We start from the raw sequence: 14139 nt of genomic DNA, 5'->3' as shown, positions 1-14139 counted from the left end.
ATGTCAATGATTAGCCGGGGAAGATGATGAAAGCTGAAGGAGAGTCCGGCGTTATCGCCCGTGCGGCCTCGTTACTGAAGGTGTTGGAAACTGCTCCCGCCGGTCTGAGTCTGGCGCAGCTGGCGGGGCTTTGTGGTCTGCCCCGCACCACGGTTTACCGGCTGGTAGCTTCACTGGAGGCTCAGGAGTTTGTCAGGCAGACGGCAGAAGGGGTGATATTAGGCCCGGCGCTGATTCGTCTGGCCGCTGCGGCACACACCGATATCGTGACGCTCGCCAGACCCTCATTAGAAGCGCTTGCCCGCCGGACTCGTGAAACGGTGGATCTGGCTGTCTATCGGGGACTGCATGCTATCCTGGTGGAGCAGTATGCCTGCGATCAGGAGCTCAGGGTGGTCTCTCCGGTGGGGACAGCTTTCCCCATCAATGCCACCGCGCCGGGCAAAGCGATGCTGGCAGGGCTGCCCGATGAGCATCTTCTGCAATTACTGCCCGAAGTGCTGGAGCAGCGTACAGCCCAGACACGGTGCCGCCGGGCTGAGTTAATCAGTGACCTTGAGGTTATCCGGCGTAATGGCGTGGCAGTGGACCGTGAAGAGCACGCCGCCGGCGTTTGTGGCATGGCCGTGATGTTGACGTTGCCCGGCAATGAACGTTACGCCCTGTCGCTGGCGGTGCCCAGTTTGCGGTTTGATGACCAGCAGCCGATTCTGCAGCGGGCATTACTGCAGACCAAAGCGGAAATAGAATCTCTGGCGGGAAAATAATCTGGTCTGTTAACTAATCTTTTTGACAGACCCGGTCAAATATCTTCACTATTCGATCGCACAATAATCTTGCACTATCGACGGTACACTTCGCGAAATAAAGGCAAGATGAATGTCATTAATTAAAAAAATTACCCTTCCGTTATTAATTACTTCCGCGCTCTATTCTCAGGTCTCTGCCGCCGCCGTGGAAAATTACGCGATGGATTCTGGCCACACTTCAGTGGTGATCTCCTGGACACATTTCGGTTTTTCTCATCCTACAGCCGTCCTGTCGAACATCACCGGCAACATCAGCTTTGATAACAGCAACATCAGCAAATCCAGCGTGGATGTCTCCCTGCCGCTGGATACCATTGATACACACGTTGATGCCCTGACTACCGAATTCAAAGGTGCCGACTACTTCGACATCAGCAAATTCCCGACCGCTACCTTCAAAAGCACTAAAGTGGTCAGCAAAGGCAAAAATAAAATGGATGTCTATGGCAACCTGACCATCAAAGATATTACCAAACCGGTTATTCTGCATGCCGTTCTGAATAAGCAGGGCATGCATCCGATGGTGAAGAAAGAGGCGGTAGGATTCGATGCCACCACCACGTTTAAACGCTCTGACTTCAAGCTGGATAAATATGTCCCAGCCGTCAGCGACGATGTGAAACTGACCATCACCACTGAAGCTTACGCTAAGTAAGTGCAACCCGGCGATTCACCTTTGCGTGAGCCGCCGGCTTCGGTACGCTACGGTTTAAACAGTCGTGTGCTGATGATGGCCAGCCTGGGCTCGCTTTTGCGCAGGCTGCCTTTCTCCCTCTTCCTCAGCGCCAGAACTTCTTCTTGCTGGTTTTGCCAATCCCCGGATTACAGCTGTTAGTGGGATCGAGCTGACGCAGATGCGCTTCGTGCTCACAGGAAGCATGATAGAGATGCCCGACATTGTGCTCTGCCGGATACTTCGCACCGCGCTGCTCCAGATAAGCCAGCACATCATGCTTGAAGGCTACGGCGTCTACTCCCGGTTTTAAAATGTAATCCTGATGGTTTACATAACAGAAGAAATGGCCGCAGCAGGAGTCTTCCTGCACCTTCTCCTGTAGCGCTTCGGGAAGTTTAATGCGCCACTCCGTATCATTGCGACGTAAAGCGACATCAAAGGCAATCAGTCTCTGGTCGGGGTTGATCCCTTTATAATCGCAGTACGAGATAGTGCAGCCACCCACGCCGAAACGTACCAGAAAAGCATCGCGCTCTTCACGCGGGTCACAGGCGAAAAATTCCCCCGATTTATCCGTAAAGAAAGCTGCAAGCAGCCGGTTCAGCTCCTCGCTGTGACGGGCCTCGGTCTTGATCATCAGGTGATGTTCGAAGCGATTGCGATAATTCAGAATGCGCGGCGCCACGCCTTTGGGCGTAAGGGTATTGATCGCCTGCAGCACTTTATCGACAAAGTTGGCGGGCAGTACGCGAAGGTTCCTGACCCGGATATCCCACTTTGCCTTTTCTGCCATTAACTGAGGTAACGCTTCCGGCCCGAACCGGTTAATCGCCCAATACATATGTTTGGCATACCGCACGGTCAGATCAAAGGCGTTGCGGTGGATATATTCCGCCTGTAACGGCAGTTCGCTCAACCCCGCCAGCAGATAACGACGCAGGGCAACAAGCTCCGCTTCGTCATGGGTGCCGATGTAGTAGGTCCGGGTTTTATCACTGGCAGTAAAGGTCGGGAGCCGGACGGCGAACACCGCCACTTTTCCCGCACTGCCGGCGCTGTCATGCAGGTATTGCACGTTACCGTTGTAGCGGGTGGGCGTATTGGCATCCACATCCCGCAGGATGGTCGCGTAATCATCGGCCCAGATTTTTCCTTCCCAGTCCGGCGCGCTACCGGTGCTGTACTGTTGCGCTTCCAGATTAGCAATCATCTCTTCCGGTGTGCTGCCCAGCTCAATCCCCAGATGGTTCACGAGCTGCAGGCTGCCATCTGCATTGATGCGGGCAAACAGGGATTTTTCAGTAAAGGCCGGGCCGCGTCGAATCAGCGACCCGCCGGAGTTATTGCAAACGCCGCCAATGACGGAAGCGCCAATGCACGATGAGCCGATAACGGAATGCGGTTCTTTACCGTGAGGGTGCAGCGCTTTTTCCAGTTCAGTCAGCGTACTGCCGGGGAAGGCGACCACCTGCCGGGCCTGGTCGATGATCTGAACGCCTTTCAGGCGGCGGGTGCTGACAATCACCAGGTCACGATCGTAATCCGAGCCATCCGGTGTTGAACCGCCAGTAACGCCGGTATTGGCCGCCTGCATCAAAATAATTTTGTCGCAGGCGACACAGGCCTGTAAGACCTGCCAGAGCTGCATTAAGGTTTGGGGGATTGCCACCGCCAGTGCACTGCCGCCGCCGACACGAAAACCTTTGGTGTAGTACGCTTTGCTGTCCTCGCTGGTCAGCACCTGCTCTTTACCCAGAATCTGTTCAAGCTGAGTAATAACACCTGAATCCTTCACCATCAAAGAGAGCTCCTGATTGTTACTTATCCAGTGGCCGTTACCGTGCAGGTGGCGGCCCGAAAGGTCTGAACAGATCATATTACAGAGCAGTGCGACGGAAAGCTGTGATTTCTGTGCGGCCGGGCGCAGCCTGTTTTATGCCGGCTTAAGGCCGTCTGCACCCGGAAAACGTCAGATGCCAGGGCGTGATGAGAGGTAAGTAGGAACGACTTCGCGGATAGCCACGCCAATGATTGTCACCTCATCCAGCAGGTCGCCCTGGATAATTTTCCCGTCGTCAGTGACCATTTGCTGAGGATTCATCCTGACTTTTGCCCAGTCGCCTTTTCCATCCAGCTCGATCAGTACACGGCTTCCGGTGATGGCAGGACGGTAGCGGTCAATAATACACAGGCTGCCGTTGCAGGTTGTCAGGTAGCAGTCGTGATTAGTGGGGATCAGATCCTGCAATTTGCTGAACAGAAACTTCACTTCGTGCCGGCTGGAAGAACGAAAGCGCGCACCGGGTGAGGTCAGCACTTCGCCGGTGGAAAACTGTCGGATCCCTTCTGTCATGTTTCTTTCCCCTTATTCCATTGCTTTGATAGTGAATGTGACAACGCCAAAAATCTCCAGCTTTTCATCTTCCGCCAGCACAATGGGGGCCCAGGCTTCGTTCATCGCTACAAGCTGTACCACAGGTCTGAGGTGCAGTTTTTTGACGGTGAATTCGCCATTCACTGCCGCCACCACGATGTCACCATGATCGGCCGTCAGCGAATTATCCACCACCAGCAAATCGCCATCGTTAATCCCTGCGTCTTTCATCGACTCTCCGCTGACTTTAATAAAGTAGGTGGCATCGGGACGCTGGATCAGCAGGTTATTCAAATCCAGGCGTTGCCCGACGTCATCCTCTGCCGATGACGGCGAACCGCAGGGAACACGGGCAAGGAAAAACGGTAAGGGCAGGTTATCCCGCACTTCAGAAGGCTGGAGAAAGTTCATGATGGTGGCTCGCAAAATGACTGTATATAAATACAGTATTATCATTTGTGCTAATCAATCAAGTCTGGCCGCAGGTTTTTTCGCCCGGGCTCCTGCTGAACCCAGTCAGGCCGTGAGTTGCGGGGGCAATTATTTTTTTCGACATGCCTTTTGCAAGCACACGGATTGGACATTTATTGTTTAGCGTCAGGAAAAGTCGGGACTGACGTCTGATATTAAGAAATGCGAGAAAAAAACCAGAGCTGAAGGCTGTCGATAAGTCCTTTATTCCCGAATTCATTTAACTGGCTGATCGGTGCTTTTTTTATGAACGCAATGACCCAGAATTATCTGAAGGATTATTACGTAAAGGAGGACATTATACCTTCGACGATCCTGCACGGCTGGTTAATGAGTTCTTTAATAGTTTTATTTAAATAAATTAGCAGGAAAAGTTTATAATGTTAAATATGGCTTTTTAAATGCACTCTGAGTGTTAATGTTATTTTTTTATTTATGCTTCTATTATAAACAAAGCTTAAACGAAGTGCTGATATACGCCCGTATATGGCGGCTATTTTTCTTTAGCTGAGGTTTAAATGAATTTAAATTAGTCACAGCGGCAGAAAAAATATTTCAGATAAGTTCTTCTATTACAAAGCGATAGGCATTGTATAAAATTAATATGATCGATTAAGGCAATCAATATCTGCAATGTGAATCGGTATTTTCAATGGGTCGAACTTTATTGAACCTCTTTAACGAACAATATAGATTACTGGCCGAGTTAAGGAGTGTGGCTTTTATACCCAATGATTTATTTAAAAGGAAATTAAACAAATGAATAAACTTATTCTTACTTCGCTGTTGCCCGTGTTGATGGCAAGTGTCTCTCCCACTTTTGCTGCCGATCCTGTTCCGCCAAAAATTGTCACGGTTGATGGCGGGGATATCAATTTTACCGGTTCCATTGTGAGTGCGCCATGCTCGGTTGAAAACGGCTCTGACGGGCAAAGCGTCTATCTGGGGCAGGTTGCCAGCAACCAGTTCACCAGCCAGGGTGATACCAGCTCCCCGGTAAAATTTAAGATAAAACTGACGGGTTGTAACCTCACTCCATTAACTGGTGATACCTCAGCAACGGTGGGTTATACCAAAGCAACCGTTAAATTTATGGGTGATGCTATTAATGCAACCACTCTTAAACTCTCCGGTGAAAATTCGGGTGACGCGATTGCAAAAAATGTCGGCATTCAAATCTCCCAGGGTAATAAGCCTGTGACTATTAATGATTATGTTGGCACCACTTCGCACGAACTGACTGAAGGCGCGAACGAAATTCCCTTCACTGCGGCTTATGTTGCAACAGACGCAGCTGTCACAGCGGGTGTAGCCAACAGCACAGTTAACTTCCGCGTAACTTACGAATAATTGTCTGACCCCAGACGTCATTGCGGTGCCTGAACGTATCGTAATGGCGGTCTGGTTTCTATTTTCAGGGAGGAGATTACTTTGTCCGGATATCTGTTACGTAATGGCTTACTGGTTGTTCTGATGTCAGCAGCCTGTCTGGCAACTTCGCCAGTCCGCGCTGGTGGAATTATGTTGGGAGGAACCCGAATTATTTATCCGGCAGGTCAGAAGCAGGTCAGCATGTCTGTACGCAACACATCTGATCAATCCAGCTTTCTGGTTCAGTCCTGGGTTGAGCAGCCGGATGGGCAGAAAAGTCAGAATTTTGTCGCCACCCCTCCACTTTATGTCAGCGGCCCGGGCAATGAGAATACCCTGCGCCTGATGTATGTTGGCGAACCAGCAAGAACTGACCAGGAAACACTTTACTACTTTAATACTAAAGCCATTCCTTCCCTCGATAAAAAAAAGACGCAGGGGAAAAATATGCTGCTGCTGGCAGCAGTAACACGTATCAAGCTTTTTTTGCGTCCTGAAGGTTTAACGCCGCCCGTTGGCAAAGCACCCTCAGAACTCAAATTTCATCGTACGGGCCACGGCCAGTTGCGTATTGATAACCCCACGCCTTATCACCTTACTTTGGTCGAAATGAAAGTGGGTGGAAATAAACTACCCGACACCATGGTTTCTCCGCATGAAAATGCTTCTCTCTCGCTTCCTGCCACCGCCAGCGGGGCTTTGACCTACAGGACCATTAACGATTTTGGTGCAGCTACATCTGAAATACGTGTGGAACTGAAATAACGCAAGGCGATGGATGCCAGGCTTTACATACATGGATGCAGAATGCGATTTTTATCTAAAAATACACCAAAGGAACGTAAAGCGGTTATTACCTCACGCTTTAATACCATACCGGTAAATGCATTTATCATTGTGGCACTCGCTTTGCCGCTGGCTGGCCATGCGGATCTCTATTTTCCTCCCGCGCTGGTCGCCGCCGATCCGCAAATGGTGGCCGATCTTTCGCGCTTTGAAAAAGAAGGTGCGCAGTTGCCAGGATCCTATCAGGTGGATATTTATATTAACGGTACCCCGGCTGGCAGTCGTCAGATCCGCTTTATTGAGATGGTGAATAAAGACAGAGAACACAGCCCTGAAAATACGAATTCAGCTGTTCGGGATAATACCGGGCTGATGGCTTGTCTTACCCTCAGGGATCTTAAAGGCTTTGGAGTGAACCTGCAGGCCTTTCCTGAGCTTAATGCTGCACCGGAAGAGAAGTGTCTTTCACCCGGTGAATCTATTCCTGATGCTTTTACCCTCTTCAATTTCCAACAGATGCGGCTGGATGTCAGTATTCCGCAGGCGGCAATGACCAACAGCGCGCGTGGCTATATCCCCCCAGAAAGTTGGGATGAGGGGATCAATGCTGCACTTCTGGACTATAGCTTTAACGGCAATACCAGCCAGGGCCGGTATGGAGACAGCAGCAGCCGTTACCTTAATCTGAATGGCGGACTGAATGTGGGGCCGTGGCGATTCAGGGACTTCAGGACCTGGAGTGAATATGAAAGCGATCGTTACCGTTACAGAAAGTGGCAGCATATTAAAACTTTTGCAGAACGCGCAATCATTCCATTACGCAGCACGTTGGTGGTGGGAGACAGTACCTCCAGCGGGGATATCTTCGACTCTCTGGGTTTCCGGGGAATGCAGTTAGAGACGGATGACAACATGTATCCGGACAGCCTGAGAGGATTTGCTCCGGTCGTCAGGGGCGTGGCCCAAACCAATGCCAAAGTCAGCATCCAGCAGAATGGCTATACGGTGTATCAAACGTTTGTTTCGCCGGGAGCCTTTGCCATCAACGATCTCTATCCGGTTTATTCGAGCGGTGACCTTGAAGTCACGGTGACGGAAGCGGATGGCAGTAGTAAAACCTATGTTGTTCCCTACTCATCCGTGCCGGTACTGCAGCGTGAGGGGCATCTGAAGTATTCCCTGACGGCGGGGCGTTATCAGTCTGGCAGTGACAGTTACAGCAGCCCGGAATTTGCTCAGGGGACGCTGGTATGGGGATTGCCCCACAACATCACCGTCTATGGCGGCCTGCAGTATTCGCAGAACTATTTCTCAGGGCTGCTCGGCGGTGGGCTTAACCTTGGGCTGCTGGGCGCGTTTTCTGCCGACATCACGCAGGCCGACAGTACCCTCGCCGATGGCAGTCATCATCAGGGACAGTCGGTGCGTTTTTTGTATGCCCGCTCGCTTAACTCCCTTGGAACAACGTTCCAGTTGACCGGATACCGCTATTCCACACAGGGATTCCACACGCTGGATGAAACCGCGCTGAAGGGGATGGAGGGCTGGCGTTATGACGTGGATCAGGTTGATGCAGAGGGTAAACCAGAAAAGCGCTCCTATACCGACTATTACAATCTTTATAACAACAGACGCGCAAAAATTCAGGCCAGTATTTCTCAGCGCATCGGTGATTATGGGGCGCTTTATCTCTCCGGCGTCCGGCAGACCTACTGGAATAAATCAGGGGCAAGTGACTCCTTCCAGGCAGGATTTAACAGTAGCCTGGGGAGCCTGAGTTACAGCCTTACCTACAGCCTTAATCGTGAAATAAACCAATCCGGGACAGACAAGTCCCTGTATTTATCCCTCTCTTTTCCTCTGGGCGGGCTGTTTTCAGGAGAGGGTACAGGGGGCAGCCACCCGCTATACGCTTCCTACAGCACAAGTCGGGACAATGAAGGAAAGATCGCCCATCAGGCTGGCCTTAGCGGTACGGCGCTTGAAGGCAATAACCTCAACTGGAATCTGACTCAGGGATACACCCAAAGCGAAGGGAACAGCGGCAATCTGAGCGCCAGCTACCGGGGCAGATATGGCAGCGGAGATGTGGGCTACAGCTACAGCAATAATTACCGGCAGGTGAACTACGGCATCAGCGGTGGAATGCTGTTACACAGCGAAGGACTGACCCTGGGGCAGCAATTGGGGGAAACAGGCGTCCTGATTGCCGCGCCGGGGATATCTGGTGCAGTGGTAGAAAATGAAACCGGCGTCAGTACCGACTGGCGGGGCTATGCCATTAAGCCATACGCCTCTGTCTACCGCGAAAACCGTGTGGCACTGGATACGGCTTCACTGGATGATCACACCGATCTTGATCGGCCAGTCAGCCACGTGATCCCAACACGGGGAGCAATAGTTCGTGCCTCTTTCAAAGGATATACCGGCAGCAGGGTACTGATGACGCTGACGCACAAAGGGAAGGCATTACCTTTTGGCACCATTGTCTCCGCTGGAGAACGCGGTGGCATCGTGGGTGATGAAGGGCAGGTTTATCTGTCAGGAATGCCAGAAACTGGCACCTTACGGGCAGAGTGGGGGGTGATGCCAGTAAGCAGTGTGTCACCCACTGGACGTTACCCTCAGATGCGAAGAGTCAGATGGTGGTAAGGATTAACGGGGCCTGTGAATAACGGCTCCCTGAAATGATTCGAAAATTTGTCAATGATGATAAGGAAATTAACATGAGAAAATTGATTAAGCAGAAAGCGGGCATTAGCTCTGCGGCGTTACTGAAGACGGCTACAGGTGTGCTGCTTTTAGGCTTGTGCGGAAATGCGCTTGCAGCTTCGGATAGTGCGGACATTAAGATAACAGGAAAGGTGGTGGCGAATACCTGCACGCTGGATACGGCAGGTTCTGACATGGCTCCCGATATGGGTACAGTGGCAGCTCGCGATCTGAAAGGATTGGGGACAACGCTGGCCCTGAGGGACATTAAAATCCACCTGACAGGATGTGGAGCCGATATTACCCGCGGGATAGACTTCGTGGCTTCAGGAACGGCAGACACGGGCGACAGTGGGGGATTTGCTTTTAAAAATTCTTCGGCATCAAACGGCGTCGGGCTGCGTTTCTATAAAACCGATAAGAAAACACCTTTCAAGGCAAATGGTAGCGTCACCGAAACTATTACCACGCTGCGAGCCGGTGAGAATACGGTGACTTTTGCGGCGGCTTTTGTCGCAACCTCGGCGGCAGCTACAGCAGGAGCCTTTGCCACCACGGTAAACCTCAAGCTTAATTATAAATAAGGTTTAGAGGGGAGTCCGCTCTTTTAAAATTCAAACGCAAAAAAAACAGACTTGCGCAAACAAGTCTGTTTCTTAAGAGCCTTGTAATCACGAAAAGTTACAGCGTGATTCACTGGCTCGCCTTAATGTCCGTCAGGATTGCATTTCGCTTAACTGACCAACTGGCATTGAATATGGTGCCCGGACTCGGAATCGAACCAAGGACACGGGGATTTTCAATCCCCTGCTCTACCGACTGAGCTATCCGGGCAACGGGGCGCATTAAACCTTAAAGGCCGTTCTGCGTCAACGGCTTTGTCATAAAAAACCCTGAAATGACGCCTGACTGCCTGCTTTTCAGACAGCCAGGCGGGTTCCTGTTCAGGTCAAAGCGCCATTCTTCCGGCACAGGGCAAAGCTCAACACATCTTCAGCCAGCGTGCGTGCAGTGACGACCTCCTGAATATTGCGTTTTATCAGCAGGCGGCTCAGGCACCCCTCCAGAATCAGCTCCATCTGATGAGCGACCAGCGTGGGATTATCGGTTTCCAGCGCGGTAAGCAAATCGTGAGTGTATTGCCAGGAGGCGCGTTTTTGTTGATCCGCAACCTGATGGATAGGGTGGTCCGGCTGAGGATAAAAACTGCAGGCGGCAATAAACAGGCAGCCCGGATAACGGTTATTTTTAACCGCGTCTTCCAGGACCTGATAGCGAGCCAGCAGCTTCTGTTCCGCATTCAGTGTTTCATCCAGCAACAGCTTGCGCCGCCAGATATCAATTTGCTGGCTGTGATAACGAAGGGCGTCATACAGCAGCGCTTCCCGGTCTGGCCAGAATCGTTGTAAATCCTCTTCCCGACAATCCACCGCCTCCGCCATCATGGCGAAAGACGTTGAGGCTGCCAGGCCTTTTTGCTCGAGTACGTTCAGTGCATGCTCGAGTACCTGTTCACGTTGCAAGTGACTCTCCTCTGATATGCCGGATTCCCGACCCCAGGCCGGGAAATCTCACCCAAGTGTCGTTTACTGAGGCAATTTCTGCAAATGCTGCTGAAACGCCGTAGCATCCATAAAGCCGGTAACGCGTGACCCAGGGATCTCTTTACCCTGAGCGTCAAAGAACATAATAGTCGGCAGGCCCAGTACCTGAAGCTGTTTCAGCAGGGCACTGTCCGTAGCGCTGTTGGCCGTGACGTCGGCCTGCAACAGCTGGGTGTGAGTCAATGTGGCCTGAACTTCAGGCTGACTGAACGTGTATTTTTCGAACTCTTTACAGGCCACGCACCAGTCTGCATACAGGTCCAGCATAGTGATGCGGCCCTGGCTGTTTTGCAGCGCTTTGTTGAGCTGGGCGGTGTCGTTAATCCGGCTGAAAGCGAGATGAGCCACAGTGGCATGTTGAGAAGACGTGCCAAACGCCCAGTCCTGCAGTGGACGAGCGGCAACAAGTGCCGCCGCAAGCATCACTATCTGCACCAGCCGCGCCCAACCCTGAGTCGATTTCAGACTGAAAGTGGCCCAGCCAAAGAAAGCCACACCCAGCAGGCTCCATAACCGCAGTCCCCACATATCGCCGATCACGCGCTCCAGCAGAAACACCGGCAGGGCAAGGATCACAAAACCAAACCCCTCCTTGACTGTCTGCATCCAGGCACCGCTCTTCGGCAACAGGCGGCTGCCAAACAGCGTGACGACGATCAGCGGTAGCCCCATGCCCAGTGCGTAAAGATAGAGCGTACCGGCCCCGGCCAGCATATTCCCACTCTGGGCAATATAAAGCAGGATGGCGCTTAAGGGGGCGGTGGTGCAGGGGGAACAGATTAGCCCGGCCAGGGCTCCCATCAGAAACACGCCTGTCAGCGAGCCGCCTTGCTGGCGATTACTCCATAACGTCAGCCTCGTTTGCAGCGAAGAGGGGAGTTGCAGGGTGAACAGGCCAAACATGGACAGGGCGAGCAGAACAAAGAGCGCGGAGAGGCCAGTCAGGATCGCCGGAGACTGGAGCGCAGCCTGGAAACGCAGGCCTGCGGCAGCGACTATCATCCCCATCAGGGTATAGGTCAGCGCCATGCCCTGCACATAGACCATGGCCAGCGAAAACAGGCGGCCCAGAGAATATTTGCGGTTACCTCCCAAAATAATGCCGGAAATCAGCGGGTACATCGGCAGAACACAGGGAGTGAAGGCGACGCCAATCCCAATCAGCAATGCCCAGAGCGGTGAAAAGGGCAGATTGTTTGTGGGGGAGATTGCCGGGTCTGGCAGGGCCGCGGCGGTGTTTGCAGCAGAGCCTGAATTCGAAGCTTCACCGGCAGCAGCACTCACCGGGTTCAGCGGAACGCTTCGGGTTTCCGGTGGGTAGCAAAATCCTGCGGCGGCACAGCCCTGATAAGTCACGGTCACCGTGGCGCCTTTATCAGCCTGCTGCAGGACAAGCGGTAGCGTCAGACTCTCCGGATAGATTTCAGTCTTACCGTAAAATTCATCTTCATGCGCTTTCCCTGCCGGCAGTTGCCAACCGGCAAGCTTTGCCCCCTGGGCAGAGACTTTTATTTGCTGACGATAGAGGTAATAGCCGGGTTTCACCTGCCAGCTCAGCGTCAGTTTTCCAGCCTGCTGGGTAAAATCAAAGGCGAAGGCCTGGTCTACCGTGCCGAAATGGCTGTTGCTGTTCTGCCCGAACAGGGAGGCAGAGGCGTTGAAGCTGAACAGGGCAGTAAACAGAATGAAGATGAGTGTGGTAATGCGCTTAGCCATACAGGTAACCAGGTGTTCCATGTTGAGTTGAGTCAGTCAGCAGACAACCAAAGGATCGTCCCGCTTTGCCTGAGATCGGAGGGATCCTTTCAGAGCGCAAACTATACCACGGCAGTACGCAAGGGGGTTTTTCAGGTTGTAACCGGAGAGAGCAGTGCAGCGCTGCATATCGGGGAACTCCTCTGGCAGCATGGCGGCACTGCCAGAGGAGAGGATCAGCCTATAAAATCAGGTGGCCAAAAAGGAAACCAAACAGCACTGACAGGGCAATTGCCAACGTGCCGGGAATGATAAACGAGTGGTTAAATACAAATTTGCCAATGCGGGTGGAACCTGTGTCATCCATCTCTACAGCAGCCAGCAGCGTTGGGTAAGTCGGCAGGACGAACAGCGCAGAGACCGCAGCAAACGATGCTACAGCGGTAACCGGAGAGACACCCAGCATCAAAGCGGCGGGCATCAATGCCTTGGTAGTGGCGGCCTGAGAATAGAGCAGTGTGGAGGCAAAAAACAGAATCACAGCCAGCATCCACGGGAAGTCACTCAGCAGATCGCCAGCCACCTGCTGGATTTCACTGATGTGCGCTTTCACAAAGGTATCGCCCAGCCAGGCCACGCCCATCACGCAGATACAGGCACTCATGCCGGATTTAAACGTGCTGGCCAGCAAAATTTTGCCGGTATCAACTTTGCAGATTAAGCAGATTAGCGCGGCAATGGTCAGCATAAATACCACTATGGCTTCATTGCGGGGCAGCACCGGATTGGCTATCAGGCCTACGGCATCACTGATCGCGGTGGCATAAAGCACCACGGCGATAATACCAAGCAGGAACAGCAACACTGACAGTTTGGCACCAGGCTTTTCTACAAACACGCTCTCGCCACGCAGGGTAATTTCCCCTTTAGCCAGACGTGCCCGATAGACATCATCCTCGTGCAGCTCTTTGCCAAGGAAGTTTGTGATCAGCGCAGCGATAAGGATTGCCAGCAGCGTCGAAGGGACAGACACAGCGAGCAGACCGAGATAGCTGACGCCTTTGGGTTCCAGAATCCCGGCGAGAAAGACTACTGCTGCGGAGATAGGGGAAGCGGTGATCGCTATCTGTGAGGCTACAACGGCTATTGATAGCGGGCGGGAGGGACGCACTCCCTGTTCTTTCGCCACTTCACTGATGACCGGCAGGGTGGAAAAGGCGGTGTGCCCGGTTCCGGCCATCAGCGTCATAAAATAGGTCACCATGGGGGCCAGCAGGGTGATATAGCGGGGATGCTTCCTCAACAAACGTTCAGCCAGGCTGACCAGGTAATCCATCCCGCCAGCTACCTGCATGGCCGCAATCGCGGCGATGACGGCCATGATAATTTCAATGACGTCAAAGGGAATGGCCCCGGGTTTGACCTGAAAGCCCAGCGTCAGAATTAACATGCCGACTCCACCGGCAAATCCGATCCCAATGCCACCCAGCCGTGCGCCCAGATAAATGGCCATCAGAACGAGAATCAACTCCGTTACAATCATATTTTGCTCCCTGGATTTTTTTGCTAACTAAACGTTAATTTTTAGGTTGTGCCATAAAAAAAGGCACGTCGTTCTGCGAACTGGCGTGCCTTTAAGGG

12 protein-coding genes and 1 tRNA gene are annotated in these 14139 nt (G+C 52.4%); 6 read left to right on the top strand and 7 right to left on the bottom strand.

Annotated elements, in window-relative coordinates; translation table 11 throughout:
• Window positions 1-23: 23 nt before the first annotated feature.
• Complete coding sequence (locus VRC33_RS20190; RefSeq protein WP_338558812.1) at window positions 24-767, top strand: IclR family transcriptional regulator; 744 nt, start codon at window positions 24-26, stop codon at window positions 765-767.
• Between the two features lie 112 nt (window positions 768-879).
• The gene (locus tag VRC33_RS20185; protein WP_338558810.1) at window positions 880-1464 is read left to right on the top strand and encodes a YceI family protein; all 585 of its coding nucleotides are present in this window, start codon (window positions 880-882) and stop codon (window positions 1462-1464) included.
• A gap of 124 nt (window positions 1465-1588) precedes the next feature.
• Here VRC33_RS20185 and dld read toward each other — a convergent pair whose 3' ends face one another.
• The 3 genes from dld to umuD form a co-directional block, all read right to left on the bottom strand.
• Window positions 1589-3283, bottom strand: a complete 1695-nt coding sequence (dld, locus tag VRC33_RS20180) for a D-lactate dehydrogenase (RefSeq protein WP_338558808.1) — start codon at window positions 3281-3283, stop codon at window positions 1589-1591.
• A 171-nt stretch (window positions 3284-3454) separates the two neighbouring features.
• Window positions 3455-3838, bottom strand: a complete 384-nt coding sequence (locus tag VRC33_RS20175) for a hypothetical protein (RefSeq protein WP_338558805.1) — start codon at window positions 3836-3838, stop codon at window positions 3455-3457.
• A 12-nt stretch (window positions 3839-3850) separates the two neighbouring features.
• On the bottom strand, window positions 3851-4270 hold the full coding sequence (gene umuD / locus VRC33_RS20170) for a translesion error-prone DNA polymerase V autoproteolytic subunit (RefSeq protein WP_338558802.1): 420 nt from the start codon (window positions 4268-4270) through the stop codon (window positions 3851-3853).
• A gap of 819 nt (window positions 4271-5089) precedes the next feature.
• Between umuD and VRC33_RS20165 the strand changes: the two genes are divergently transcribed.
• The 4 genes from VRC33_RS20165 to VRC33_RS20150 all read left to right on the top strand — a co-directional run bounded on the left by VRC33_RS20165 (window position 5090) and on the right by VRC33_RS20150 (window position 9783).
• On the top strand, window positions 5090-5680 hold the full coding sequence (locus VRC33_RS20165; protein ID WP_338558799.1) for a fimbrial protein: 591 nt from the start codon (window positions 5090-5092) through the stop codon (window positions 5678-5680).
• Window positions 5681-5851: 171 nt separating this feature from the next.
• A complete protein-coding gene (locus VRC33_RS20160) occupies window positions 5852-6466 on the top strand; it encodes a fimbria/pilus periplasmic chaperone (protein WP_338558796.1) in 615 nt (204 codons plus the stop codon).
• A 42-nt stretch (window positions 6467-6508) separates the two neighbouring features.
• Complete coding sequence (locus VRC33_RS20155; protein WP_338558794.1) at window positions 6509-9139, top strand: fimbrial biogenesis usher protein; 2631 nt, start codon at window positions 6509-6511, stop codon at window positions 9137-9139.
• A 35-nt stretch (window positions 9140-9174) separates the two neighbouring features.
• The gene (locus VRC33_RS20150) at window positions 9175-9783 is read left to right on the top strand and encodes a fimbrial protein (RefSeq protein ID WP_338558791.1); all 609 of its coding nucleotides are present in this window, start codon (window positions 9175-9177) and stop codon (window positions 9781-9783) included.
• A 174-nt stretch (window positions 9784-9957) separates the two neighbouring features.
• Here the strand turns inward: VRC33_RS20150 and VRC33_RS20145 are convergent.
• From VRC33_RS20145 to VRC33_RS20130, 4 genes are all read right to left on the bottom strand, one after another.
• Window positions 9958-10033, bottom strand: a tRNA-Phe gene (locus tag VRC33_RS20145).
• A gap of 110 nt (window positions 10034-10143) precedes the next feature.
• Window positions 10144-10722: a transcriptional regulator gene (locus VRC33_RS20140; protein ID WP_338558789.1), complete on the bottom strand. Its 579-nt coding sequence runs from the start codon at window positions 10720-10722 to the stop codon at window positions 10144-10146.
• Between the two features lie 63 nt (window positions 10723-10785).
• Window positions 10786-12519 carry a protein-disulfide reductase DsbD gene (locus tag VRC33_RS20135; RefSeq protein WP_338558787.1) on the bottom strand — a complete coding sequence of 578 codons (1734 nt, stop codon included), beginning with the start codon at window positions 12517-12519 and terminating at the stop codon, window positions 10786-10788.
• A gap of 220 nt (window positions 12520-12739) precedes the next feature.
• Entirely contained in the window at window positions 12740-14041 is a 1302-nt protein-coding gene (locus VRC33_RS20130; protein WP_338558785.1) for an anaerobic C4-dicarboxylate transporter, read from the bottom strand.
• Between the last annotated feature and the right edge of the window lie 98 nt (window positions 14042-14139).

Source organism: Erwinia sp. E_sp_B01_1 (genome assembly GCF_036865545.1).
Taxonomy (GTDB): Bacteria; Pseudomonadota; Gammaproteobacteria; order Enterobacterales; family Enterobacteriaceae; genus Erwinia.
Note: the sequence above shows the minus strand (reverse complement) of the source record. Positions and strands in the feature narration are given on the sequence as shown.

Excerpts from the sequence above, each read along its gene's own strand:
- VRC33_RS20190 (WP_338558812.1), top strand. The coding sequence starts at position 24 with ATGATGAAAGCTGAAGGAGAGTCCGGCGTTATCGCCCGTGCGGCCTCG.
- VRC33_RS20155 (WP_338558794.1), top strand. The coding sequence starts at position 6,509 with ATGCGATTTTTATCTAAAAATACACCAAAGGAACGTAAAGCGGTTATT.
- dld (WP_338558808.1), bottom strand. The coding sequence starts at position 3,283 with ATGGTGAAGGATTCAGGTGTTATTACTCAGCTTGAACAGATTCTGGGT.
- VRC33_RS20150 (WP_338558791.1), top strand. The coding sequence starts at position 9,175 with ATGATTCGAAAATTTGTCAATGATGATAAGGAAATTAACATGAGAAAA.
- VRC33_RS20175 (WP_338558805.1), bottom strand. The coding sequence starts at position 3,838 with ATGACAGAAGGGATCCGACAGTTTTCCACCGGCGAAGTGCTGACCTCA.
- umuD (WP_338558802.1), bottom strand. The coding sequence starts at position 4,270 with ATGAACTTTCTCCAGCCTTCTGAAGTGCGGGATAACCTGCCCTTACCG.
- VRC33_RS20165 (WP_338558799.1), top strand. The coding sequence starts at position 5,090 with ATGAATAAACTTATTCTTACTTCGCTGTTGCCCGTGTTGATGGCAAGT.
- VRC33_RS20185 (WP_338558810.1), top strand. The coding sequence starts at position 880 with ATGTCATTAATTAAAAAAATTACCCTTCCGTTATTAATTACTTCCGCG.
- VRC33_RS20160 (WP_338558796.1), top strand. The coding sequence starts at position 5,852 with ATGTTGGGAGGAACCCGAATTATTTATCCGGCAGGTCAGAAGCAGGTC.
- VRC33_RS20135 (WP_338558787.1), bottom strand. The coding sequence starts at position 12,519 with ATGGCTAAGCGCATTACCACACTCATCTTCATTCTGTTTACTGCCCTG.
- VRC33_RS20130 (WP_338558785.1), bottom strand. The coding sequence starts at position 14,041 with ATGATTGTAACGGAGTTGATTCTCGTTCTGATGGCCATTTATCTGGGC.